Raw genomic sequence first — 26,013 nt, forward strand, 5'->3', positions numbered from 1 at the left:
TTAGCGCGATCAAACGAGCCCGGCGCGCTCTTCAGGCCGTCTTGATTGCGGCTGCAGTCTGCAACCCCAGTTCCGCGATCGACTCTTCGCGCATCTTGAACTTCTGGATCTTGCCGGTGACCGTCATCGGGAAACTGTCGACGAACTTCCAGTGGCGCGGCACCTTGAAGCCGGCGATGCGCGCCTTGCAGTACGCCGTCATCTCCTCGGCGCTCAGCGCCACGCCCGGGCGCGGCTTGACCCAGGCCATCACTTCCTCGCCGTACTTCAGGCTCGGCACGCCGATCACCTGCACGTCGGCGACGCCGGGATGCGTGTAGAGGAACTCCTCGACCTCACGAGGGAAGATGTTCTCGCCGCCGCGGATGATCATGTCCTTGATGCGGCCGACGATCTTCAGATAGCCATGCTCATCCATCGTCGCCAGATCGCCGGTATGCATCCAGCCGTCGGCATCGATCGACTTCCCGGTCGCCTCGCGGTTGTTCCAGTAACCGAGCATCACCGAGTAGCCACGCGTGCAGAATTCGCCCTTTTCGCCACGCGGCACGGTCTCGCCTGTTTCCGGATCGACGACCTTGACCTCGACATGCGGATGCACCCGGCCGACCGTCGAAACGCGATAGTCGAAGGCATCGTCGGCACGCGTCTGCGTCGAGATCGGCGAGGTCTCGGTCATGCCGTAGCCGATCGTCACCTCGCTCATGTTCATCAGCGTCGTGACCTTCTTCATCACCTCCACCGGGCACGGCGAGCCGGCCATGATGCCGGTGCGCAAGGTCGAGAAATCGAACTTCGCGAAGTCCGGATGATCGAGTTCTCCGATGAACATCGTCGGCACGCCGTAGAGGGACGTGCAGCGCTCCGCCTGCACCACCTTCATCGTCTCCAGCGGATCGAAGCTCTCCGCCGGAACCACCATGCAGGCGCCGTGCGTCGTGCAGCCCAGATTGCCGAGCACCATACCGAAGCAGTGATAGAACGGCACGGGAATGCAGACGCGATCCTTCTCGGTGTACTGGCAGGTCAGGCCGACGAAGTAGCCGTTGTTGAGGATGTTGGTGTGACTGAGCGTCGCGCCCTTCGGCAGGCCGGTCGTGCCCGAGGTGTACTGGAGGTTGATCGGATCGTTGGGGACAAGCTCCGCCTCGCGCGCGGCCAACTGAGCCTCGCTGACGCCGGCGGCATCGGCGAGCAACGCCTGCCATTCGCTGTCGAGCACCAGAGACGCCCGCAGCTGCGGGCAGCGCGAGCGCACTTCGGCGAGCATCGCGACGTAGTCCGAGGTTCGGAAGTTCTTCGACATCACCAGCAGGCTGATGCCGGACTGATTCAGTGCATACTCCAGCTCAGCCGTGCGGTAGGCCGGGTTGACGGTGACAAGGATCGCGCCGATGCGCGCCGTCGCGTACTGGACGATGACCCACTCGAACCGGTTCGGTGCCCAGATGCCGACGCGATCGCCCTTGGCGACGCCGCGCGCCATCAGGCCGCGCGCGGCCTGGCCAACCTGCGCCCAGAACTCGCGATAGTTCGCGCGGTAGTTCTGGTGCGGGACGACCAGCGCCTCGCGATCGCCATGCCGCGCGACCGTGCGCTCGAGATTCGCGCCGATGGTTTCGGCCAGCAGCGCGGGGCTGGTTTCGCCCCTGGCGATCGACAGCTGGTTCATGTTTCTCTCCTCATGAAGCTTGCGCGCCGCGCCAGCCATACCAGGCGACGAGCAGGAAGCACGCCGCGGGCAACAGGAAGGCGACCGGCGTACCCTGCGATTCGGCGATCAGCCCCATAGGGTATGGCAACAGCACGCCACCGCCGATCGCCATGACCATGATCGACGACGCGCGCTTGGTCTGCCCGCCGAGATCCCGGACGCCCAGGGCGAAGATCGTCGCGAACATCGTCGACATGAAGAAGAACGATGCTATCAATGCCACTATTGCAATGCGACCGGCGCCGCCGGCGATGACGAGGCACAACAGCGTGTTGATCACGCCATAGGTCATCAGGATCTTCTGCGGTGCGAAACGCGTCATCAGCGCCGTCGTCGCAAAGCGACCGACGAGGTAGCCGAACATCGCCAGCGACAGCAGATAGGCGGCGCTCTGCGACGTGAGGTCTGGCTGCGCCTCGGTCGCGGCATTGATGAAGAACGCGCCGCAGCCAACCTGCGCACCGATGTACAAGGCCTGGGTCAGCACGCCGTAAACGAAGTGCTTGCGCTGCGCGAGCGGTGCATTTCCGGCGCCGGCGCCGGCCTCAGGCTCGGCGATCTCCGGCAGGCGCACGCGCGAGACGAACACTGCGTACAGCAGAATCGCGATGCCGATGATGCCGTAGGTGATCTGTACCGAATGCAGCTCGGTGCCAGTGTCCTTCGCGCCGAAGAACACCGCGCCGCCAATCAGCGGGCCGATGAACACACCGACGCTGTTGAACGACTGCGCGAGGTTCAGGCGCTTCGGTGCGCCTTCTTGTGGGCCAAGCACGTTGACGTAGGTGTCCGCCGCAGTCTCGAGGAAGCACAGGCCGGTCGCGAGCACGAACATCGCGCCGACGAAGAACGGAAAGCTGACCGCCTGCGCCGCCGGCACGAACAGGAACGCACCGCAGGCTGCGATGACGAGTCCGGACAGCAGGCCGAACTTGTAGCCGCGCCGGTGCAGCAGCGCGCCGGCAGGCAGGCTCATCGTCAGATACGCGCCGAAGTAGGCGATCTGCAGCCAGGTCGATTCGGCCTTGCCGACATGCAGCACCTCCTGGAAGTGCTTGTTCAGCACGTCGAGCAGGCCGTAGGCCAGGCCCCAGATGAAGAACGTACTGATGGCAACCGCGAGCGGCACGCGCAGCTCGGCTGCGGTCCAGTGTCCCTGGTTTGACGACATCTGCGGACTCTCCTCCTCAATATCTGTGTGCGTCCCGCACATCATTCATGGCAATGCAGGGCGGGTCCCTGCCCGCTTCAGCAGCTACCTCGCAACGCCCTCGGTGCCGAAGACGTATGAACCGCCCCCGGACCGATAAACCGCATACCCATCCTTCAGCGCTTCGAAGCTTGCGCCAGCCGGCGCCACCGGCGCAGTCGCATCGCCGACCGGAAGCCAGATTTCCGCATCGATGCCGGCAGGTATATCGACCGTCAGCCAATACCGGCCGTCGACGCGCCGCCAGCTCGATGCGAGCACGCCATACGGCGTGCGCACGCGGGCCTCGGCGGATTCAAGTCCTTCCGGCGGCTGAGGCTTGATCCGCGCCGTCGCGTAGCCCGGCGCAGTCGGGCGGATGCCGGCGAGGCTCTGGTAGAAGTACGAGCTGATCGACGCCCAGTAGTGATGATCCCAGGAGCGCACCGACAGCTCCCAGGCTTCGGCCATCGTGGACAGGCCGCTGGCGATCCAGAAGCCCCAGCTCGGCGCGTCGGTGCGCGTCGCGACCTTGTATGCGGTATCGACGTAACCATGGTCGGCAAGCATCGTCATCACATAGCGACCGGCGTAGACGCCGCAACCAAGGTGATAGCCGCGCTTGACGATGTCATCGTTGAGCCAGCGCATCACGACCGCTTCCTTGCCGTCTGGCACGAGGCCGAAGGCGATGGCGAGAATGTTCGGCGTCTGCGCGAAGTCTTTCGTCGGCGCAGGCATCTTGTAGTACTCGCCAGCGGCATCCCAGTAGCGTGCGTTGTAGGCCGTGCGGACCTGCGCGGCAATCGCGCGATATTTGGTCTCGTCGTCCGGCTTTCCGAGCAGCGCCGCGCTGTCGGCGAGCTTGTTCAGCATGTGGAAGTAATACGCACTCGCGGTCGCATCGATCGGCCCGTTCGGCTGCTGGCGCAGCGCCGCGATCAGGCCGCCCGGCGGCATCACGGCGGCGTACTCGCCGAGCATGAAGTTGTTCGGATTTCGGTAGTTGAGCTTCTCCGGCGTGAACCAGGTGCCGGTGTAGTCGACCAGCGCCTTCTGTGTCGCGTACATGTCCTGAAGGATGCGCTTGTCGCCCTGCTGCTCGTACAGCTCCCAGGGCAGGATGAAGGTCGCCGCATCCCAGCTCGGCACCGGTCCCCAGACCGCGCCCCAGCCTGGCGTGTCCTCGTAGCCGTAGTAAGGCGTCGTCGGAATCACCTCCGGGATTTCGCCCTTGGCCGATTGCGCATCGCGGAAATCGGCAAGCCACTTGGTCCAGACGCGCGCGACATCGAAGTTCAGGATCGAAGCCAGCGCGGACGCCTGAGCGTCGCCGGTCCAGCCGTTCTTCTCGTAGGTCGGCGTATCCGTCTGGTTGCCGAACATGTTGTTCAGCAGCGTATTGCGTGCGGCGGCCTGGATCTTGTTCAGCAGTTCGTTGCTGCTCGTGAAACTCGCCGAGGTATCGATATCCGAGTGCATCAGCTTGGCGTCGAGCGCCGCGAGCGTCGGCTTGCCGGGAAAACCTTCGACCTGCACATAGCGCAAACCGCTGTAGCCGAACTTCGGCGACCACTGCTCGGCGCCTTCTCCCGACAGCGTGTACTGGTCGGTTTGCAGCTGCGTGTCGACCAGACCGCCAGATATCGCGACGGTGCCGTCGTCTTTCAGCTTCTCGGTCTGCACCATGCGCACCGTCGTGCCGCGTGGCCCCTTGACGCTCAGCTGCAGCCGCCCGGCGAAGATGCGACCGAAGTCGAAGACGTAGATGCCGGGCTTCGGCTCGCTGACAGAGACCGGCCTTATCGCGCCAGTCACGGCAATCGGCTCCTGCGTGGCAGCGCGCAACGGCCCTGCCGGACCCGCGACGACGTTCGCGGCAGACCAGCCACTGTCGTCGAATCCGCCGCGCCGCCAGTGCTTCGGCAACAGGCGCGCGTCGTAACGTTCACCCGCATAGACCGAGTCATGCCGCGTCGGGCCATCGGTCGTGCGCCACTGGCCGTCGGTGCCGATCGTCTGACGCTTGCCATCCGCGAACAGGACCTCGAGTTGCGCGCGCAGCGCCGGCGCCGCATGCCAGGGCGCCATGTGCCAGTACCACTCGTTCGGCTCGGAGACGCCGTACCAGCCGCGGCCAAGCTCGGCGCTCAACACGTTGGCGCCGCCACGCACCGCGCCCGTGACGTCGAACGTGCGATACAGCACGCGCTTGCTGTAGTCCGTGTAGCCGTCCTGCATCGCCTCGCCGATCGCCGTGCCGTTGATCGCGATATCCGGCAGGCCGCCGGCGGCGACGTACAGCCGTGCGGAAACCGGTTGAGCCGGCAGCTCGAATGCACGACGCAGCAACGGCGCCGGCGCCGCGATGGGCAGCACGACATCCTTGTCGGGCACGCCGGCAGCGAGCCTGAGCCCGCTGCCCGTCACCGAGCCGCCCGTGAACGGATTGATGCCGTCCTTGAAGTCGGTCTTGAATTCAGCACCATCCGCCTGCACCGACACCGCGTGCACGGTAGCCGCATCCTCATGCGCCGAGAAGAAACCGATCGTGCCGTGGGTCTGCGTCGCTTCGGTCAGCGTATCGGGCACGCCATCATCGACGATCGTGACGATGCGATCGCCGATTGCCTGGATCTGCAGCTTATGCGGCCTGGCGATCCACGCGGCGGCATCGGTCGCCAGGGTCAGCGTCTTCAGCGTCGCGAGATTCACCTTGGAACTGTTGCCGCCGACGTAGCGGCGCATCTGCTGTACCAGGCGGATCTGGCCGTTTTCATGGACGATGTTCCAGAGATAGGCCTCGCCATAGGTCTTGCCGATCGGCTGCGCGCGGAACAGCACGCCAAACGCCTTGCCGCTCAAGGTGAAATCGACGACGATCTTCGCGTCCTTGAAATCGTGATCGACATTCAGCCGACCGGAGATCCACTGCGCGCTCCAGTCCTGCGGCTGCAGCAGGCCGGTCTCCCAGTGCGAGGGCGCACTCCAGCCAGACACGCGATCCTTGCCGTCCCAGGTCCGCACCTGCCATTGGTAGCGCGTCCGCGATTCCAGCACCGGGCCGGAGTACTCGACCTGGTGGCTGCTCGACGACATCTGCTTGCCGCTGTCCCACAGTGGCGCGGATTCCATCTCCGCAACGCTCTTCGCGACACGGACTTGATACGCACTCTGCTTCAGGTCGGTGCCGACGACAGGAACACGCCAGGCGAGCCGCGGCTTCGCGGCATCGATGCCCAGCGGGGCGCGCGCGTACTCGGCGCGCAACGCAGAGGGCACTGCGGCGGGCCGTTCGATCTCCGCGTTCGCGCGCGGCGCACTGCCCGCGCAGGCAGAAATTCCTTGAACAGACGCGGCCATCAGCAGGGCCAGAAGGCTGCGGCGGAGTGTCGCTGAGCGGGCGGGCATGGTGAACTCAGGGCGTCGGCTTCAGCACGCCGAGGCTGCCCAGCCAGGCGAGCAGCTGATCAGCCCAGACATCGCTGGCCTTGTTCTGCTTCTTCAGGCCGAAGCCATGACCGCCGGTCGCGTAGTAGTGCGCCTCGACCGGTCGGCCGGCCGCTTTCCAGGCTGCTTCGAGCGGCTTCGAGCCCGGCGCGGTGATGCTGTCGTCGTTCGCCGCCGCAATGAACAGCGGTGGCGCGCCTTCGGGTACCTTCGCAATCGTGATCGGACCGGCGTAGATCGCCGCGAAGAAGTTCGGCCGGCTTTCCGCATCCTCGCTGAGGGCGACGCCGGTGCCGGTGGCGCCGCCGGCGGAGAAGCCGATGAAGCCGATGCGGTCTTTGTTGATCTTGAACTCGGCAGCGCGGCGGCGCAGCAGCTTGATGGCTTCCTTGCCGTCGGCAATCGCCGGTGGGCTGTACTTGTTCATGTCATCGAGCAGCGCCGGCCCCGGCTTGAACAGCGGCGCGAGGATCGCGAACATCTGGCCCAGGAACCGCGCATCGGACGCGGCGGTCTCGCCGAGACGATAGCGCAGGACGAACGACGCAACGCCCTGCGACGCGAGCCAGCTCGCGACCTGCGTGCCTTCGGTGTCGATCGACAGGAAGCGGAACGCGCCTCCCGGCGCGATCACCACCGCAGTGCCGTTGGCCTTCGCCGGATCCGCGGCGAACACCTCGAGTGTCGGCGACACCACGTTGCGGACGACGCGGTCGCCCCAGGGCATCTTGCTGTCCTGCTGGATCTGCTGCCAGTTCTCCGAACCTGGCGCAACGCCGGGCCAGACCCTGATCAGTGGACGTGCCGGCGCGGCGGCGGTGTCTGCCGCGACCGCGTTGCCGGCGATGCCCCAGGCACATAGACACAGGGCAGTCAGACGAAGAATCGAATACATGGATGGTCCTCGAAATCCTTAGAAGCGAATGCCGGCGGAGACGCCGAAGAAGCGGAACGATTCGGTGAAGAGCGCGTGTCCTGACGCATCCACGCCTGGCGAGCTGGCCGAGCTCAGCAGATACGGCGCGAACAGGAAAGCAGGATTGCGCTCGTCGGTGAGGTTACGCCCGAACACCGAGACTTCCCAGTTTTCCCCGGCGCCGCGGACGCCGATACGCCCGCCGACCACGGTGCGGGCTCCGACTTCGGTTCTCGTATCGGGCGATGCACTGAAATGCATTTCGGAGCGGTAAACCGCGTCGGCCGAAACGAAGCCTCGCGAACCGAACGGCAGGTTGAACGAGTACTCGGGCGAGAAGGTCACCTTCCACTTCGGCGCGACGACCAACTGGCGACCGCCGATGTCCTGCGTCGTCTCCGGATCGGTGTCCGGGCAGGCCGCGCTGACCTGCACGCAGGCGCCACGATAGCCGTCCGGGTAGGTGGCCGAGTTGTACAGGAAGCCGGCGTTGAACATCAGGTTCTCGGACAGGAAGCCGAGAAGGTCGAACTCCAGACCCTTGGTGACGAGTTCGGGCACATTGGTCGGCGTGAAGCTCGCCTGGCCGTTGAACACCGAGGCCTGGAAGTCCTTGATCGTCGTGTGGAAGAGCGCCGCGTTAGCCGCGACCGCGCCGCCGAACAGCGTCACCTTCACGCCGAGCTGGTAGTCCATCGGGTACTCGGGCCGCACGGTGTTGATCTCCGCAGGCGTCGGCAGGTTGATGGCGAGCGCGGCGGCGTTGATGGTGGGAATCAGGTTCGGCGGCTTGAACACGATCTGCGGGCCCTTGTAGCCGCGCGATGCGGTGAAGTACGCCATGATGTCGTCGGTGAAGTTGTACTGCAGGCCGGCCCGCCAGGACACCGCATCGACCTTCTCGCGGCCAAGCAGGTTCTGGGCCTGCGGAATGATGATCGGGTTCGGCAGCAGGGGGCTCTGCACGCCGATGTACGACGACGACACCATCTGCACGTCGTCGCGCGTGTAGCGCGCGCCGGCGATCAGCTTCAGCGGATCGGTGATGCTGAAGGTGAACTGCGCGAACACGGCAGCGCTCTTGATGTCCGCGGTGTACTGGTTGGGTTGGTACAGGCCGACGATATCGCCCAGGCAGACGCCGAGCAGCGTGCACAGCGAGATCGGCACGGTGCCGGTGCCAAGCGCGGCGAGCATGTCCGGGCCGATCAGCTGGTCGAGATCGTTCGGCACATGCGAGTCCGAGTAGAACACGCCGGCGACGTACTTCAGGCGATCCTCGGACGGCGAGGCGATGCGGATTTCCTGGGACAACACGCGATTGTTGAAGGCATTGGCATTGTTGTAGTAGTTGCCGTTCATGCCGTCGACGTCGATCTCGTTGTACTGCGTGTAGCGACGCATCGCAGTGATCGAGTTGAGCGTGTAGTCGCCGATCGCCCATTCGAGCTGTCCTGAATAGCCCCAGGACTTGCCGCGATTGAAGGTTGGATCGTTGTTGCAGGTGGTCGTGTTGTCCGCACCCGCGAAAGTACCGTTGCAGCGCGCGATCTCGCGCGGCGCTCCGGTTTCCGGATCGCTGTAGCGATCGTAGGCGAGGTAGATCTGCTCCGAGGTGTACTGCTGCTCGTAGTCGGCGATCAGGTTCAGCGTCAGGTTCGGCGTGATGTCCCACAGAAAGCGCGCCCGCGCGCCCTTGATGTTCTGCTCGCTGTCCTCGTTTCGGACGGCGTTGTGGTAGAAGCCGCTGGTGTAGGTCTGGCCGCCATTGATGCGGATCGCCGCGGTGTCGCCGAGCGGCAGGTTGACGCTCGCCTGCAGAAGGCGGTAGTCCCATTCCGAGCCCATGTCGGCGCGGAGTGCCGCCATGAACTGGCTCGGATCCGGCGCATTGGTACTGATGCTGACGACGCCGGCCGAAGCGTTCTTGCCGAACAGCGTGCCCTGAGGGCCGCGCAGAACTTCAACGTGGCCGACATCGAAGAGACTGACCGATGGCGCCTTGCCGAGCACGACGCCGTCAACGACCAGCGACACCGCCTGTTCGGCAGTGACGCTGAAGGACTCCGTCGATATGCCGCGGATGCTGATGCGCGTATCGGAGTTGCCGGGCGTGCCGTTCACCTCGAGCGACGGTGCGAGTCGGCTCAGATCGGTGATCTGGGTGACGTTCGCCGCCTCCATCTGCTTCTGATTCAGGACGGTGATCGCCACCGGCACATCCTGCAGCCGCTCGGTGCGGCGCTGGGCGGTGACAACGATCGAGTCGATCGTCGTCCGTTTCGAATCGAACTTCTCGGTAAGCGTATCAGCGGCCGGCTCGGCGGCAGCCTCGACGGCAATCGTCGGCAACGTCTCCGCAACCGACGCGTCCGCAGTTGGCTCCGTCCCTGCACTTTCCGCCATCGGCGCTTCGGTCGCTGGAGCTTCGGTCGCCGCGCCCGGCTCCTCCAGATCGGCAAGCAGTTGATCCACTACCTCCGAACCGCCTTCTTCCGTCGAAGCCGCCCCAGCCTGCGCGTACGCCGGCACTACACCCAACAGCAGCCCGCTGGCTGCCGCCAGCGCGCCCGCCTTGATCGCGTTCATCGTCTTCCCCTCGCCTGTCTTCTTTACTTCTTCTTGGGCGCTGCGCAGCTGAAATTGCTGGCGTCGTCCGTCGAACCGCTGCCCTTGTACCGGGCGATCTGCGGATATGGGCACAGCGGTCGCGTGCGCAACGGCTCCCCCGGCGGGAAGCCGAGCAGCCGCGCATAGTCGACGGCGTACTTCGACGCGATCACTTCCTTCGGCGCCTTGCCGTTCTCAACCCAGTCCTCAAGCTTGCCGAGCATGTCGAAGTCGTTCGGTCCGGGGCCGCCGAGGCAATGCGCCATGCCTGGTGCGAGATAGAAGCGCATGAACTCGTCGGTCTTCTTCGGCCCGACCTTCTCGCGAATCTTCTCGTAGTACTGGATCGATCCCAAAGGCGTCAGCGCTGCGTCACCCCAGCCATGCCAGAGAATCAGCTTGCCTCCGCTCTGCTCGAACGCGGTCATGTCCGGGCTTGCGTCAAGGATGTTGCGAGCCTTTTCACCACCGAGCACGACGTCCTTGTCGAAGTTCATCTTCGACAAGTCCCAACCCGGATCGCCGAATACGATGTAGCGGAAGAATTCAGTCGAGAAGAATGCGTGCTTCGACGCCGGCGCGGTGATCCACTCGCCCCACTGGATCGATTCGACGCCTGGCGGGAAGCCCGGATACAGCGACTGCTTCTTTGCGTCCGGCGGCCCCTGGTAGATCTTCCTCGTCAAATCGACCTGACCCGCGGTGAGGCAATCCGCGGCATCGGCGCCCTTGCATTGCAGGACCTTCGGATCGAACTTGCATTGACGCGGGTCCTCGAGCACGCCGTCCTTGACACCGTCGATCAGATCGCAGCTCTCGAGCACGGCATTGGTGATCAACGCCAGCTTGGCATCCGGCATGCCTTCCGGCGTCGCTGCAACCGCGCGCGCATTCCAGGCCATGCCGGCGAGCGCCTTGGTCCAGGGATTCGCCGGCGCACCGGAGATGATGCCGTCGAAGTCGTCCGGATAGCGGTTTGCGGCCTGCAGCGCTTCGCGTCCGCCGTTCGAGCAACCCTGGAAATACGAGCGTTTCGGCGCCGCGCCGTAGTACGCGTTGATCAGCGCCTTCGCCGCAATCGCAGTGTAGTGGTTCGAGCGATGACCGTAGTCGAGAAGCTTGTCCGGCGCGTTGAGCGCCCACGACGCACCGGAATCGCTGTTCTCGCCCATCGCCGATCCGACGTGGCCGGTGTCGGTACCGGCCGACGCGTAGCCGCGCGCGACCGCGCCGCCCATGAACAGATACGGCGAGGTGAAATCGCCGCCGTAGCCGGCATTGCCGGCGCCAACGAACTTGCCGTTCCACAGATCCTTTGGCGGCAGCCAGACCTCGACACGAATGCTGGACCCGGGGTTCGGCGTCAGCGTCGCCTCGATCCGGCAGTAAGCGGCCTGTACCGGTAGCGGCGGCACGCCCTTGAGCCCGATGTCGATCGTATCCGGCGGCGCGACGCTGTGCGTCGCGACAACCTTGCCGGCGGCAAGCTTCGTATCGATCAGCGCGTCGCAGGGCGAAGAAATGGTAGTAGCCGCTGCAGCCGACGCCACGCTCTTCGTCTCACTCGCGACAGCGGCAGGGGCGCCACCATCGAAGTGTTTCCTCAGCGCGTCGATTCCCGGCGTGCCGGCCTTGGCGATCGAGACCGCGCTCGTGCCGATCTCGTAGAGCTGGTCGTCGGCGGGATTGAAGGTCTTCCAGTTGCCGACGCCTTCGCTGTTCGGCACGCCGGTCTTCGCGAACGACGCCCATAGCGCCCCAAGCTTCGCCGCGGCGGCGCGGTCGGCACCCGAGATTTTCTCACCGCTCGCATCGAGCTGATCGAAGATGAACGGAACATCGGAGGCATGCGGCGCGCCCTTGAGATCGTCGCGCTTGTCTTCTATCACGTAGTTGAAGCGATACAGGTACGTGGCCTGACCCGACTTCACCGCGGCGGTCGCGATCGTGCGCGCCGGCTCGACGAAGTTGAGATCGCTCGCGAAGCTGGCGTTGAAGGCGTCGCGCGAACCATAAGCTGCAATCACCGCGTCCTTGCTGCCACCGAGGCGCGGCAGCAACTCCTTGACGATCGAACCCATGAAGAAGCTCGGCACTGCGCCGAGCTCATCTCCGTTGGAACCGATCAGCAGCGGCACCTTGTTCTGTTTTCCCGCGGCGAAGCCGGTGACCACCGGCTGCTTGACGATGCGCCCATCAATCATCGGGCCGCTCCAGGTCTTTTTCTCGGGATTGAGCAGGCTGATGTCGCCGAGCACCTTGTTGGCGGGCAGTGTGCGCAATTGCGCGGTGGTCGCATCCTTGAGCTTCACATCCTTGGCGAACGCGACACCGATGGCTTCCGCCGACGGTTTCTCAGGCTGATCCCGACGCAGGTCTGGCCACTGGTCGCGGCCGCCACCGGACTGGCTGATCGCCTGCGCGAACAGACCTTTCGCGGCTTCGCTGAGCAGCAGGTTATTGACCGAGTTGCCGCCGGCGGATTCGCCGAAGATCGTTACCTTCGCCGGGTCACCGCCAAATGCGGCGATGTTGCGCTGTGCCCACCGCAGCGCGGCGATCTGGTCCATGAACGCGTAGTTGCCGAGTGCTGCGTCCGGGCTTTCCGCACTCAGCGCCGGATGCGCAAAGAAGCCGAAGCGACCAAGGCGATAGTTGATCGTGACGACGACGACGCCCTTGGCGGCGAGCTTGTCGCCGATCGTCAGCGGCGATGAGCCGGAGCCGCTGGTGAAACCACCTCCGTGGATCCAGAACATCACCGGCAGTTTGGCGCCTGCCTTGGCATTCGGCGTCCAGACGTTCAGGTACAAGCAGTCTTCGCTGGTCGGCCGCGACGACATCGCCTTGTCCCAGGACTGGCGGTTCTGCAAGCAGTCGTTGCCGAATGCGGTGGCGTCGCGCACATCAGTCCAGTGCTGCACCGCCGCCGGGGCACGCCAGCGCAGATCCCCGACCGGCGGGGCGGCATATGGAATGTTCTTGAACGCGACGACATCGTTGCCGCGAAGACCCCGCAGCGCACCTGAGTCGATCTTGACGACATCCGCGTCCGCTGCGTGCGCAATTCCTCCGGCGAACGCAAGGCCGACAAACAGGGAAACACTCGACATCCACCGACTGGCCCACCGACTGCTACGCATTTGTACTCTCCTACCAGAACCGCAACCTGCATCGAGTGATGACCGTGCAATTGCTTATTAGCCAACTGTATAATGAAATCATCATAGCGCATGCCGCGGCGGTGTGGAAGATGCTTTTGTTGTCAACCACGCCTTAGCGGTCGCGCCGCGAATTGGTGCGATGCAACACTAATGCGATCGCGCCGAACCGGCCTTGCCCGTTTGCGGCGACTCTTTGAGACTAGACACACATGAAGACCAAAACGACCAGCAAGACCGTCAAGAAAGCCGCCGCGCGCACGTCCGTCAAGGCGGTGGCGCCGGAGCGCGCCAGTACGCGCACCCGGCAAAAGGAGGCCACTCGCGCAGCGATCCTGCAGGCCGCACTGCAGGTGTTCGCCGAGCACGGCTACGCCGGCAGCTCGACGCGTGACATCGCCGCGCTCGCCGGTGCCCACCACGCGTTGATCAAGTACTACTTCCAGAACAAGGAAGCCCTGTGGCGCGAGGCGGTGACCTACCTGTTCCAGCGCCAGGCTGAGGAACTGAGCTTCGTGCCTGAACCCGGCGCGTTGAGCACCGCGAAAGGCCGCCGCCAGCATGCGCGCGAATTGCTGCGCCGCTATGTCGTCTACTGCGCGCGCCATCCCGAGCACGCGCGCCTGATGGTGCAGGAAAGCGTCCGCGACAACGATCGCCTGCGCTGGGTCGTAGACACCTTCATCCGATACACCGCACAGGGCGCAGCGTCGCTGGTCGAGCTGCTGCAGAAGGAGAAAATGCTGCCGGCGGGGGTATCCCCGGTCGCGATGATCTACATCATCGTCGGCGCGTCTCAGCAGTTTTACACGCTGGCACCCGAAGTCCGCCGCGTCTGGAAGATCGACCCGACTTCCGACGCGGCGATCGAGGCGCATGTCGACGCGCTGCTGGCCGTCCTCATCCGCGACTAGGGCCTGTTAACCCTACGGCAGTCGCTGCGATGCCCCCGTATTTGCCGCCAGGCAAGGCGCGAGGAGGTCGCTTATCGGGAATAAGAGACTGACGAGGCCATTGGCCCTGCTGAGGAGCGACTCAATGTCGCTCCGAAGTAAGCCAATGGCCAGCATGGCGGCAAAGACGGGGGCCCCCGGAGGGCGGGACCGTTTTGGCGCAGGGCGTCGTCCCGACCCGCTTATGTACGTCTAGTACACCGCGCGCGCCGGGACATAGCCCTGCACCAAAACGGTCTCCGTCGCAGCGACTGCCGTAGGGTTAACAGGCCCTAGCCACCCTTCTTTTCGCGGCGCGCCGCGAGCTCGTCAACGATTTGGGCATGCAGCGCCAGGCTGATCGGATAGCGACAGATCAGCGCCAGCGAACAGAGACCGCCGATCAGCGGAATCCAGAACATCATCTGCTTGATGCCATTGATCGTTTCCGGCGACTGCTCGACGTTGGCGACATAGCCGACATGGTTCAATGCGACGCCGAGCAGGCCGGCGCCGAGTCCGAGCGAAACCTTCTGCCCCAGCACGCCGAGTCCGAACACCAGCGATTCTGTGCGCACGCCGCTGCGCCACTCGCCGTACTCGACGGTATCCGGCAGCATCGCCCAGAAGCAGACCGCGTAGGCCGCCGAACCGATGCCGATCAGGAACAGCGCGAGGAAGTGCAGCTCCAGCGACGCGCCGTCGACGAGGTGCCACATCACCAGGCCGATCAGGCTCGGCACCGCACCGATGATCCAGGCATTGCGCTTGCCCCAGCGCCGCGCGATCCAGGCGAACAGCGGCACGAAGAACACCATCGTCAGCGCGGTCAGCGCGAGTGCCGTGCCGCCGAGATCTTCGCGGCCGAAGGCATACTTGAAGTAGTACAGCAGATTCTTGCCGAACAGCGTGCTGCAGAACTGGCCGATCATCACCGCGCCGAGCACGACGAGCAGCGCCTTGTTTGAGAGCAGCGCCGCAACCAGCGTGCGCGCACCGACCGGCGCTTCCTTCGCCGGCTCATCGACGTCGAGCCCGCGTGCCGCCCAGGCAACGAGCAGCATCAGCACGACGGCGACCAGACCGAATGCGATTGCGATCAGCAGCCAGCCGCGGTTCGGCTCCTCCGTTGTCGCCAATCCGCGCACCAGAGGCAGGGTCAGCGCGGCGACGACCACCGCCGCCAGCGTCGCGAAGATCATCCTGAAGCCGGCAAGGTCGGCACGCACGCGCGCATCGTTGGTCACGCGTGCGAACAGCGCGGCGTAGGGGATCGCGACGATCGCGTAGACCGTGCGGAACAGGAAGTGCACGACAGTCGCGAACAGTGCTGCGCCGGCTTCTCCTGCAGTCGGGCCGACGAACATGGCGATGAACGACAGCGCCAGCGGAATGCCGCCGAACATGAAGTACGGCCGGTAGCGTCCATAGCGCGTGCGCGTACGGTCGACGACTGCGCCGATCAGCGGATCGAGCGCCGCGTCCCAGATCAGCGCCGCCATGTAGATCGCACCAGCGATTTCCGGCCGCAGGCCGACGACGTCCGTATAGAAGAACAGCAGATACAGCGACGCAAACTGCCAGTAGAGATTGAAGCCGAAGTCGCCCGCGCCGAGCGCGAGCTTGAGGCCGAAGCCCAGTCTGTTGCCGCTCATCTATAGCTCTCCTCGGTCGGCCCGCACGGCCGACACTGTATCCGTGCGCAAGGCGCCGGTTTCAACCTTTCGCAGTCCGCAAATCGATGGGCTGGCAAATTGATTAACCGACTGTATAATGAAAGCAGAATGCAGCAGGGGGAGAAGAATGTCAAAACAATGGATCGCCGCTCACGGCGCGAGCTTCGTCGACACCGAGGGTCGCCAGGTCATCCTGCGCGGCGTCAACCTCGGCGGCGATTGCAAGCTGCCGTTTCCGGACGGCGGCACCGACAAACCGTCGGACTTTTCGAATCACCGTGAAGTCAGCTTCATCGGCCGGCCCCTTCCGCTCGAAGAAGCGGACGAGCACCTCGGTCGCATCGCCGGCTGGGGCTTCAACGTGCTGCGCCTGCTGGTGACATGGGAGGCGGTCGAGCACGCCGGCCCGCGCCAGTACGACTGCGCCTATCTTGATTACATCCGCGCGATCTGCGTCAAGGCAGCGGAGCACCGCCTGGCGGTGTTCCTCGACTTTCATCAGGACGTCTGGAGCCGCATGAGCGGCGGCAGCGGCGCGCCGTGCTGGACCTTCGACGCGCTCGGCCTCGACTACCGCCGCTTCGACACCGCGAATGCTGCGCATGTCATGCAGTACCGTTACGACTACGCCAGCCCGGTGAAGCGTCAGGAAGACCGCTATCCGTCGATGAGCTGGCCGCTGAACTACCGCCAGCCGGCGAACTGCATCATGTGGACCGCCTTCTTCGCCGGAAAGACCTTCACGCCGGACTGGAAGATTGACGGCATCAACGTCCAGGACTATCTGCAGGATCACTATTGCGGTTCGATGCGTGCGCTCGCCGAACGTGTCGTTGATCTGCCAAACGTCATTGGCTTCGATACGCTCAACGAACCGGGCCTCGGCTGGATCGGCAAGAAGATGACTGAGCGGCCCTCGGGCAAGGTCGCCGGCGACTTCGCGGTCGGTCTCGTCGGCCCGGCCTGGACGCCGTTCGATGGACTGCGCGTCGCGCGCGGCCTGCGCACCAGCGTGCCGCAGCTCGCGATCGTCAACGACTATCTCGTCGCAACCAGCGAGATCGACGCCAATCCGCAAGGAATTTCACTGTGGAAGGACGGCGTTGCGGACCCGTTCGAGCAGGCCGGCGTCTGGAAAATCGACCATGGCGTCGCAAGCTTTCCGGACGAGCATTTCTTCGCGCGGCGCAACGACAAGGCGATCGACGCCGAGCGCGAGTTCATGCAGCCGTTCTTCCAGAAGGTCGCCGCGACCATCCGTCCGTTGCGTGCCGAATGGCTGCTGTTCGCGGAAATCAATCCTCACGTGATCGTCCAGGGCCGCAGCTTCCCGCCGGAGATGCCGGCAGCCTCGGTCAACGCGAGCCACTGGTACGACATAGTGCTGCTGGTCAGCAAGCATTTTGGCACGGCACTGACCGCCACCGAGCAGAAGGCGACCTTCGAGCGCTATCGCTTCCAGCTGATGTTCCTGAAGATGTTCGGCGACCGCATCAACGGCGGCGCGCCGACGCTGATCGGCGAATGCGGTATTCCCTACGACATCAACGACGGCGAGTCCTACGCCCGCTGGGCCGCTGGAGAACGCGGCGCGGACATCTGGAGCGCGCAGACGATGGCGCTGTCTCTGATGTACGACGCGCTCGATTCGCTACTGCTGTCATCGACGCAGTGGAACTACACAGCGAGCAACCGCAACGACCTGCGCGTCGGCGACGGCTGGAACCAGGAGGACCTGTCGATCTACTCGCGCGATCAGCATACCGATGCCGACGATCCGGATTCCGGTGGCCGCGCGGTCGAGGGCTTCTGCCGTCCGTATGTGCAGCGCGCGCAGGGCCGCGTGAAGCAATGCAGCTACAACGCGGCTGCCGGCACGCTCAACGCCACGATCGACGTCGATCCGGGCATCAAGGCGGCTACCGAGATCTACGTTCCGAAGCGGTTCAGTGGTGCGCCCGAGGTCAGCGTCGGCGGCGATGCGCAATGGAGCTTCGATGCGAAGCGGCGCCTGCTGCGGATCATGGCGGCGAGCTCCGCGGCCCTGAGCATCGAGGTTCGTGGCTTGCGCAGCGCGCCAGCCGCGCCGCTTGCCGTTCCCACCTGAAACTCAGCCGAGCGCGAACGCGGCGGCCCCACGGAGAATCGAAAGTAATTGATTGTTTTTTATCAATTAATACACATCAAAGGCACTTATGACAACGCTAAGTAGCCCTACCCGCTGAACGTGAGGGCCTGCTTTGAGCCGGCTGAATATCATTGAGTCGCGTGCGCACGAATTCCATGTGCGAGCTGGCGGCAAGCCCTGCCTGGGCTGAATCACCTGCCAGGATCGCATCCAGAACCGCACGATGCTGGCTGCGCAATTGCCGCGCTGTAGCCGAATCCGGAGCGAGGCCAGCGATCGAAACCTTCACATGCTCAGCCAGCAGCTTGATAAGGGATACCAACAGATAACTGAAGACTGGATTATGGGCGGCATCAGCGATCGCCCGATGAAAGGCGAGGTCGGCCCGGATTTGTCGAGTCCGCTCGCTCCCCTCGTAGGCCGCATCGACTTCCGCCCAGGCGCTCAACAGAAGTTCACGATCCTCTTCATTGAAGCGCTCAGCTGCCAGTTCCGCCGTTTTGCATTCAAGCATATGCCGGAACTCGATGAGATCCCCCTGGATATCGGGGTGACGACGTGCCATGTCCTCCCAGATCTCGGCCATCTTCTGGTCGGTCTGGCTATTGATGTACGTCCCGTCACCCTGACGTCGAATCAGCAGACCCTTGGCAACCAACAGGCCGATTCCTTCGCGAACTGTTGGCCTCGAAATACCCCAGCGCGCTGCCAGGTCGCGCTCAGCAGGCAGCCGTTCACCTCGCTTGAACTGACCCTCAAGAATGGCGCGTTCCAGGTATTGAGCGACACCATCAGCGCGTCTATTCGGCTGGTCCACGTCCTTCAAACCTCCGCAGCTATGGTCTGACCAATGTATCACGGCGTGCTTTCCGGGCCAGACTTGCGCTGCCGGCAGATCGGAGAGGGGAAGGCGTTTGAAAAGCGGGGCAGCAGCGCATGGTGACCGGACGACAGCCGTCGCGGAAACCGTCTATTTCTTCGGCACTTGCGTGATCGATCTTTTCAGCCCGGAATCAGGCCTGGACGCAATCGATGTTCTGCAGAACATCGGAGTACGTGTCGAGTATCCAGTCCGGCAGACGTGCTGTGGCCAACCGGCATACACGACCGGTTTTCCGAAGGAGGCGGCCTCGGTCGCTGCCGCTCAGCTCGACTTGTTCCCGCAGCCATGGCCCATCGTCGTGCCATCTGGATCCTGCGCCGGCATGCTGAAACAGCATTGGCCGCGCCTGTTCGAGGGAATGCCGAGCCTGGAAGCCAAGGCCAAGGATATTGCAGGTCGAACGGTAGAGCTGACGGAATTCCTCGTCTCGCGCATGGGGAACGAACTCTTCCGTGAGAATGCTGCGCCGCCGATCAAGATCGCACTGCACACCTCGTGCTCAGCCCGGCGCGAAATGTCCACTCACATTCACGCTCGGCGACTGATCGCAAAACTCCCTGGGGTCGAACTCGTAGACCATGACCATGAGGCCGAGTGCTGCGGCTTCGGCGGCACGTTCTCGGTGAAGCACCCCGACATTTCCGTGAGCATGGCGGAGGATAAGGTGAAGGCTGTGCGGCTATCGGGTTGTCATCGCCTGGTAAGCGCCGACTGCGGCTGCCTGCTGAATCTGAATGGCGTTCTCGAGAAGCAAGGATCTCCACTGCGCGGCGAACACCTGGCTTCCTTCATTCGCAGCCGTCTCGGTCGCCATTCAGAAAACGGGATCAATGATTCATGAGCATCAACCCTAACGCCCGCAAGGCGATATTCGAGCGACTGCGCAGCGCCTCCTTTCCGGAGAAGGAGCCACCGTCCATCGATCCACCCGACTTCACCACAGCCGCCAGCCCTCCAGTAGGTGTTTCGGAATTGGCTGACCTGTACGCCCGCCAAGCAACCCTGTCGCGCTCCGAGGTCATTTCGTGCTCCCTCTCCAACTGGGGGACAACGCTTGCCGACCTCGTGCAGAGAAAGCGATTCCGTAGCATTCTTGCAGGAAGAAACACCTGGATATCCGGTGAATTATCAAGGCAGATCCCCCATGATTCCCTGAGTTGGTTCGACGAAGACATGTTCAGCTTCAAGCTAAGACTGTTTTCCGAATTCGACACAGGCATCACTACCGTCCGTAGTGCTGTCGCGGAGACGGGAAGCCTCGTGGTATGGCCTGACACTCAAGAGCCTCGCAGCCTGTCCCTCGTACCGCCAACGCATATCGCGATCCTGCGCGCGAGCAGCATCCACTTCGATCTCGCAGGCCTGATGCAGGCTGAAGCCTGGAGCCGCGGGCTGCCGAGCAATGCCCTGCTGGTTAGCGGCCCATCCAAGACCGCAGACATCCAGAGGATTCTGGCCTTTGGCGCGCACGGGCCAAAAGAGCTCATCGTCTTGCTGATTCGCGATGATCTCCCAGGCACATAGCATGATTATCGAAAAGCCTGATCCTCAGGCATTCAAATCCCGAAGCCGCGAAGCGGTGCAAGACCCTCTCTTGCGCCGGAACATTCGGGAGGCCATGGATTTCCTGGTGGATCGCCGGGCCAGCCAGTTTCCTGACCAGGCCGAGTTCGAGAGACTTCGAGCCATCGGCGAGAGCATCCGCAAAGACTCCCTGCGGCGCTTGCCCCAGTTGCTTGAGAAACTGGAAGCCCGCCTGCAGGAACTGGGCGTGAGCGTTCACTACGCTGAAACGCCCGCTGAGGCCAATGCACTTTTCCGGTCGATTGCAAGGCGGCATCAAGCGCGCTGCATGGTCAAGGGAAAGTCGATGGTCAGCGAAGAGATCGAGCTGAACCATGAAATGGAGAAAGTCGGGGTCAGCTGCATCGAGACAGATATGGGGGAGTACATCCTCCAACTGGCCGGCGACAGGCCCAGCCATATCATCATGCCAGCCATTCACAAGACCAAAGAGGATATTGCGAAGATATTCGCCGGCAAGATTCCAGACACAGCCTACACAGATGACGTCGATGAGCTGATCAGCATTGGACGCCGGGAGCTTAGAACGCACTTCCGGGATGCTCCCATCGGCGTCACCGGGGCCAACTTTCTCGTTGCCGAGACCGGCACCATTGTCCTCGTGGAGAATGAAGGGAATGGTCGCATGTGCACGAGCATCCCAGAAGTTCACATTGCCATTACCGGCATTGAAAAGGTAGTTGATCGCCTCGACAGCATCGCCCCTCTTTTCAAGCTACTCACGCGATCGGCCACCGGCCAGGCCGTAACGACCTATCTCAATCTGGTTACGGGTCCCAGGAGACCGGGTGAGCGAGATGGGCCACGCGAAATGCACCTCATTCTTCTCGACAACGGCCGCACGCAAGCTTACCGAGACGATCGATTCCGCGCGACGCTGCAGTGCATACGCTGCGGAGCGTGCATGAACCATTGTCCGGTGTACACGCGGGTTGGCGGTCTGAGCTACGGCACCACCTACCCAGGCCCTATCGGCTCAATCATTTCCCCGCACTTGTTGGGACTTGAATCCACGAAGCACTTGCCCACTGCCTCCAGCCTTTGTGGAGCCTGTGGTGATGTCTGCCCTGTAGGGATTCCAATCCCGAAACTTCTACTCAGCCTGCGCCAGGCATCGCAGAACACACTCCCCCCTTCGAGCCAGCCGCTGATTGGCCAAGGCAGCGGACGCAGCATTCCGGAAGTTCTCGCCTGGAAGATCTGGCGCCTTCTCTATGCAAATCCTCAGTTGTATGCCCTGTTCACCTGGTGTGCCACACGGATGCGCTGGTTGACGCCAAGCTACCAGGGCGGATGGACACGCGCCCGCGCCCCACTTCGGCCGGCCCGGCGCTCTCTGCGAGAGCTGATTTCCCAGCAGGAAGGCAAAGCAATGAGAAAGCCATGACTGACGCTCTGCAGAATATCCATTCCGCCGCGGGCGGCATTTGTGAACCACCTACTCGCGCAATCCGGTTTCGGCACACCGAAAGACTCCAGCCGAAAGCGCCGATTCGCGAGCTGCTGACCCAGCTCGCCCGGTTGTCTGAACGCTACAGCGTCGCACCCGACAGCTCCTGGAACGAAATTGGCCTGGCAACGCATTTGGCACAAGCCATGGTCACCTTCTTCCACGATCCGAACCCGGTCTGCCTGCCGGCAATCGACGCGTCGTACGATCTGGCTCAGCACAATCGTCGCCTGCAGCCGTCCACCAGCCTGGGCCTTGTCCGCGCCATCGTCCTGCTGCGCAGCGGGAACGAGGAGGCAGCCATGGAGGCAGGACGGCGCATGGTCGATGTCGCGGTAGAAGCAGGCCTGACTCGGATACTGCCGGATCTTGGCGCCGCTGTGCTGCCGCTCGTCGTGCGTCTGTTGCGGCAGGAGCGGGATCAGCGCAGACGGGATTTTCTGGAAGCAGCAAGGCGGGAAATAGAAGGAGGCGAACAAAGCTCCCACCCGGACAATGCATCGGCGTCCGAGAATCCCACATTACCCGTGGGACCGCTGCGAGCACAGGTTGAGCTGTTGTCGGGGCGCGAACAAGACATTCTTGAACTCTTGGCGCGTGCCATGTCCACCAAAAGCATCGCGCGCGCACTGGATATTGCGCCGGGCACCGTCAAATGGCACCTCAAAAACATGTTCGGAAAACTGAATGCGATCTCGCGTGAGGATGTTCTGGTCAAGGCTCGCGACCTGCGCATCCTGGCGTAGGCAGGTATAGCCCAGAGCGGCGAGCACCCTTGAACCTGGTCGCCGACATTCCGGCAGCCCAGACCACATCACCTCCCGACATTTGATTCCTCGAGCAGAGGCAGCGTTTACGTTGCCCCTTTCCGCATACAGCGGTCGAACATCAGTGCAGCACGAAGACCATGGTTGAGCTACCCGGCTTCCTCGCGAGCCGGATATGCCTCTTCAATGCATCACCAGCGTAAACCCCGACTCCGCCGCCATCCGCCCATACTCCTGCAAGTCCGCCAGGCCTCGCGGCACCCCGGGAAAGCCCAGGCTCCCACCGATGCACAGCGCGCCCCGCTTGCCGGCGAGCGCGCCAGCGCCACTGCCCTCCACGCCCATGCAGCCGGTGGCCCGGTAGCGCACCGGGTACGGACCACCCGCCCCCGGAATCGGCCCCAGCTCGAACAGCATCCGCCCCTGCAAGGGAATGTCGGTTTCAGGCGCGAGGGTCGCAGGGTCATCGACCAGTTCGGTCAGCACCGAGCCGTCGTCCAGTTCCAGCCGGAAGCCCGAGGACGTCAATTCGGTTTGCGTATTGTCGGGCAGTCCGGACGACAGCAGGCGCAGCCGCAGCTCCCAATCGGTCACCTGCCCCACGACCGGGCCATCCGTCCGCCATAGTGCACTGCCCTCATCGACCGTGGCGACTCGCACCGGGCCAGAAAGGCGCCAGCCGACCCAGTCGGCGCCAGTGCCGACGCGCTCCCCTTCCAGCTGGTAGTGCAGCGAGTACTTGAGGGTCTCCGCACCGGCAAAGCTGCGCAGGCTACGCAGCAGGAGATCAAGTGCCGTATCGAGCACCCCGGCGGAGGCAGCGGTGGCGCAAACCAGCAGTAGGGCCGCGAAAGCGCGCTTCATGAGCCGGCCCGGTGCATCGTGATGGCGCAGTCCGAGCGCCCGGTCAGCAGGCTGCCGGCCAGCAGTTGCAGCAATGCAGCCACTTCCGCCGCGTCCCCGCCATCGGCGAAGCCGGCCAGGACCCCGGCCAGGGCCGCCGGCGAAGGGCTGGAGAAGTCGAACTGCCCGTTCATGCAGATGGTGCCGCGGCCGCCGGCCAGCGGCCCCTTGCCGGCGACCTCCTGCGTGCCGCCGCAACCGACGCCGCGCAGGCCGAAGCCGAGGCCCCCGGTCTGGGGCGACAGGGCTCCGAGGTTCTGCAGGAAATGGCCCTGCATGGGGATATCGAAGGACGAGGCCCGCAAGGGCTCATCCGGCGACGGCGCCGTGTCCGCCGGCAGCAGCGGCCGCAGCAGCGCGCCGTCGTTGAAGCGGATCGTGCAGTCCAGGCAGCGGAAGGTCAGGAAGTCGCTGCTGGTGGGAGAGCGAGCCGGATTCACCCGGAAGGCGACGACGGCCGGGCCGAAGCGGCCGAGGCTCTTCGATCCCTTGCCGGTGATGCGGCCGCTGCGCGGGTCCACCGCCGAAGCGGCCATGTCGCCCTCGAAGCGGAAGAACACCTCGCCGGCCGCCAGGTCCACGTAGGGCGCCTGCGGCGTGGCCTGCACCTCGAAGTGGATCAGCAGCGAGCGCAGGTCGCCGGCCGCCTGCGGGGCGGACGAATCGCCGCAGGCAACCAGCAATGCCAGGCACAGCAGGACGATGAGCGGCTTGCGCATGCCGTCACCGTAGCGGAACGCTGCCTCAGGGGCAGCCGTTCGCCTTCACCACGACGCCGGCCGGCGTCGCGGGGCACTGGTCGGCATGGTCCTTCACACCATCGCGATCGCTGTCCACGCTGCAGTCCTGGCGCGCACCGCTGGGATCCACCACGGCGATGGAGCACTCGGCCGGCGCGGCGGTGTTGAAGCCGCCCTCGCGCAGGAAGTACAGCGGCACCTGCAGGCCGACGTTGATGCGGTAGTCCAGCAGCAGGTCTTCACCGGCCACGGACTTGTCGTTGAGCTGCAGCTGCGCGCGCGCCTCGGTGCGCAGGGCCAGGCCATGCCAGGGCAGCGGGAACAGCAGGCCGGCGCCGGCACTGCCGCCGAAATGCAGGTTCTCGTCGCCGTCGACGTCCTCGTTGATCGCGCCGACGCCGCCAATCAGCAAGGGCGTGACCTTCGGCAGCCCGGAGAAGCCGCCATTGGTGCTGGTGTAGTGGTGCACCCAGTCGACGAAGAACGCCGTCTGGTAGTCCTTGCGGCCGTCGACATCGCGCTCGCGGCTGACGTCGGTGAGACTCAGTTCCAGCGCATTGTTCCGGCCGTAGTCCAGCGGCAGGCCCAGGTTGAACTGCAGGCCCTTGCCGCTGCCCGAGTCGCGTGCGCTGTCGGAGATTTCGTGGCTGTAGTAAACGCCGGCATACGGAATGTCATGGCCGGCGGTGGTGACGGCGAAGGCCGGCGCGGCGAACAGGCCGGCCAGCAGCGCGATGGTCTTGAGCTTCATTGCTTTTCCCCCGGGCGCCGGCATCCCCGCCGGCGTCCATTGTTGTTCTGGGCCGCCGGATTCAGCAGGGATTGGCGGGATTGATCGCGGCGCGCAGTTCGCTGGCGCTGATCGCCTGCGTGGCGCCGTTCAGGTCGAGGTCGGCACCACCATCCGGCTTGAAGCGGAACACCGCCTTCTTCGCCCCCGAGACCACTTCCAGCGTACCGGCGACGATCTGCTCGCCGCTGCCGTCGAAGGCCAGACCGTCCACCGTGTTGACGCTGGAGTTGCCGCCGCCGCAGGACTTCGAGGCATAGCCGTAGGGACCGCTGACGCGCAGCAGGTCGCCCTGCTCCACCTTGAACGGCGCGCCGGCACTGCCGACGTCGGCGCTGAAGAAGTCACCGCCGGAACGGGCGTAGCGATAGGCGTAGATCGCGCGGGCGTCGAGAGTGCCGCCCTGCGGCGCCTTGACCTCGGACAGGCCGCGATAAGCCAGCTTGATGCTGTCGACCAGCTTGCCCGAGCCATCCTTCTTCTCGTACAGCTCGGTGTAGGGCTCGCTGCCGTTGCCGGCCAGGCCGTAGCTCAGCGACGGCGATGCGCCGCTTTCGAGCAGGCCATTGAGCGACAGCGACTGGGCGACCCCGGCCTTCTGCGGCCAGGCCGACTTGCAGTTGATCTCGCTGCTCTTCGACTGCGCGGTGTCGGCGGACTCGCCGCCGAACAGGGCGTAGCTGCGGCTGGCGCTGCTGTCTTCGCTGGTGAAGCTGCCGCCGCCGGGGCAGGCGCCCTGCGAGGCATCGGTGCCGCTGGACTGCGCGCGCTCGCCGCCATTGAAAGCCCAGGGCCGCACGCGCTGTGCGTCGGCATTGCCGCTGTTCCAGGCGGCGCCACCGCCGGCGACCTGGTTGGCCAGCGCGCCGATCACGCCCAGCTCGCGCAGGGCGTCGGACTTGGAGCCCAGCGCCGCGGCGCTGGTGCTGATGTCGCGGGTCTGCGGCACGGCAGCGCCGGACTCGCCGGCGGGATCGCTGCGGCTACAGGCCCCGAGGGCGAGCAGCGAACCGGCCAGCGCGAAATTGAAAACCTGGTGCAGCTTCTGCGTCGTTGCCATGAATCCCATCGCTCCCTGATTTTTGCGACGGCCGCCCGTGGCCATCGCATTGCTTGAACC

Annotated in this window: 18 protein-coding genes; 6 read left to right on the forward strand and 12 right to left on the reverse strand. The window is 64.2% G+C overall.

Annotated elements, in window-relative coordinates; genetic code table 11:
• Positions 1 to 31: 31 nt before the first annotated feature.
• The 6 genes from D0B54_RS22435 to D0B54_RS22460 form a co-directional block, all read right to left on the reverse strand.
• On the reverse strand, positions 32 to 1,672 hold the full coding sequence (locus D0B54_RS22435) for an AMP-binding protein (protein WP_117294342.1): 1,641 nt from the start codon (positions 1,670 to 1,672) through the stop codon (positions 32 to 34).
• A gap of 10 nt (positions 1,673 to 1,682) precedes the next feature.
• On the reverse strand, positions 1,683 to 2,885 hold the full coding sequence (locus D0B54_RS22440; protein ID WP_117294344.1) for a sugar MFS transporter: 1,203 nt from the start codon (positions 2,883 to 2,885) through the stop codon (positions 1,683 to 1,685).
• Between the two features lie 84 nt (positions 2,886 to 2,969).
• Complete coding sequence (locus D0B54_RS22445) at positions 2,970 to 6,314, reverse strand: family 78 glycoside hydrolase catalytic domain (protein WP_240433497.1); 3,345 nt, start codon at positions 6,312 to 6,314, stop codon at positions 2,970 to 2,972.
• A gap of 7 nt (positions 6,315 to 6,321) precedes the next feature.
• Positions 6,322 to 7,248, reverse strand: a complete 927-nt coding sequence (locus tag D0B54_RS22450) for an alpha/beta hydrolase (RefSeq protein WP_117294346.1) — start codon at positions 7,246 to 7,248, stop codon at positions 6,322 to 6,324.
• 18 nt (positions 7,249 to 7,266) lie between these two features.
• Entirely contained in the window at positions 7,267 to 9,858 is a 2,592-nt protein-coding gene (locus tag D0B54_RS22455; protein WP_117294348.1) for a TonB-dependent receptor, read from the reverse strand.
• Positions 9,859 to 9,881: 23 nt separating this feature from the next.
• Positions 9,882 to 12,992 (reverse strand): tannase/feruloyl esterase family alpha/beta hydrolase, encoded by a 3,111-nt coding sequence (locus tag D0B54_RS22460; protein ID WP_205527213.1) that lies wholly within the window; start codon positions 12,990 to 12,992, stop codon positions 9,882 to 9,884.
• Positions 12,993 to 13,252: 260 nt separating this feature from the next.
• Between D0B54_RS22460 and D0B54_RS22465 the strand changes: the two genes are divergently transcribed.
• Positions 13,253 to 13,954, forward strand: a complete 702-nt coding sequence (locus D0B54_RS22465) for a TetR/AcrR family transcriptional regulator (RefSeq protein WP_117294352.1) — start codon at positions 13,253 to 13,255, stop codon at positions 13,952 to 13,954.
• Between the two features lie 311 nt (positions 13,955 to 14,265).
• Here the strand turns inward: D0B54_RS22465 and D0B54_RS22470 are convergent, their stop codons facing one another.
• Positions 14,266 to 15,627 (reverse strand): MFS transporter, encoded by a 1,362-nt coding sequence (locus D0B54_RS22470; RefSeq protein ID WP_117294354.1) that lies wholly within the window; start codon positions 15,625 to 15,627, stop codon positions 14,266 to 14,268.
• Between the two features lie 148 nt (positions 15,628 to 15,775).
• On the opposite strand from D0B54_RS22470, the gene D0B54_RS22475 reads away from it, so the two are divergent.
• Positions 15,776 to 17,755, forward strand: coding sequence for a glycoside hydrolase family 5 protein (locus D0B54_RS22475; RefSeq protein WP_117294356.1), 1,980 nt, complete (start codon positions 15,776 to 15,778; stop codon positions 17,753 to 17,755).
• Between the two features lie 97 nt (positions 17,756 to 17,852).
• Here the strand turns inward: D0B54_RS22475 and D0B54_RS22480 are convergent, their stop codons facing one another.
• Positions 17,853 to 18,593 (reverse strand): FadR/GntR family transcriptional regulator, encoded by a 741-nt coding sequence (locus D0B54_RS22480; RefSeq protein ID WP_117295464.1) that lies wholly within the window; start codon positions 18,591 to 18,593, stop codon positions 17,853 to 17,855.
• Between the two features lie 97 nt (positions 18,594 to 18,690).
• Between D0B54_RS22480 and D0B54_RS22485 the strand changes: the two genes are divergently transcribed.
• From D0B54_RS22485 to D0B54_RS22500, 4 genes are read left to right on the forward strand one after another with little or no spacing between them, the layout of a single operon-like run.
• Positions 18,691 to 19,500, forward strand: coding sequence for a (Fe-S)-binding protein (locus D0B54_RS22485; protein WP_117294358.1), 810 nt, complete (start codon positions 18,691 to 18,693; stop codon positions 19,498 to 19,500).
• The gene (locus tag D0B54_RS22490; RefSeq protein WP_117294360.1) at positions 19,497 to 20,183 is read left to right on the forward strand and encodes a LutC/YkgG family protein; all 687 of its coding nucleotides are present in this window, start codon (positions 19,497 to 19,499) and stop codon (positions 20,181 to 20,183) included. The genes D0B54_RS22485 and D0B54_RS22490 overlap by 4 nt, the downstream gene beginning before the upstream one ends.
• Before the next feature lies 1 nt (position 20,184).
• Positions 20,185 to 21,630, forward strand: coding sequence for a LutB/LldF family L-lactate oxidation iron-sulfur protein (locus D0B54_RS22495; RefSeq protein WP_117294362.1), 1,446 nt, complete (start codon positions 20,185 to 20,187; stop codon positions 21,628 to 21,630).
• Positions 21,627 to 22,439 (forward strand): helix-turn-helix transcriptional regulator, encoded by an 813-nt coding sequence (locus D0B54_RS22500; RefSeq protein ID WP_162932636.1) that lies wholly within the window; start codon positions 21,627 to 21,629, stop codon positions 22,437 to 22,439. Before D0B54_RS22495 ends, D0B54_RS22500 begins: the two co-directional genes overlap by 4 nt.
• 204 nt (positions 22,440 to 22,643) lie before the next feature.
• On the opposite strand, the gene D0B54_RS22505 is transcribed toward D0B54_RS22500, so the two are convergent.
• From D0B54_RS22505 to D0B54_RS22520, 4 genes are all read right to left on the reverse strand, one after another.
• The gene (locus D0B54_RS22505) at positions 22,644 to 23,324 is read right to left on the reverse strand and encodes a hypothetical protein (protein WP_117294366.1); all 681 of its coding nucleotides are present in this window, start codon (positions 23,322 to 23,324) and stop codon (positions 22,644 to 22,646) included.
• Entirely contained in the window at positions 23,321 to 24,082 is a 762-nt protein-coding gene (locus D0B54_RS22510) for a hypothetical protein (protein WP_117294368.1), read from the reverse strand. The genes D0B54_RS22505 and D0B54_RS22510 overlap by 4 nt, the downstream gene beginning before the upstream one ends.
• A gap of 25 nt (positions 24,083 to 24,107) precedes the next feature.
• A complete protein-coding gene (locus tag D0B54_RS22515; protein ID WP_117294370.1) occupies positions 24,108 to 24,854 on the reverse strand; it encodes a hypothetical protein in 747 nt (248 codons plus the stop codon).
• Between the two features lie 61 nt (positions 24,855 to 24,915).
• Entirely contained in the window at positions 24,916 to 25,953 is a 1,038-nt protein-coding gene (locus D0B54_RS22520; RefSeq protein WP_162932637.1) for a hypothetical protein, read from the reverse strand.
• Between the last annotated feature and the right edge of the window lie 60 nt (positions 25,954 to 26,013).

This window comes from Solimonas sp. K1W22B-7 (genome assembly GCF_003428335.1).
Lineage (GTDB): Bacteria > Pseudomonadota > Gammaproteobacteria > Nevskiales > Nevskiaceae > Solimonas_A.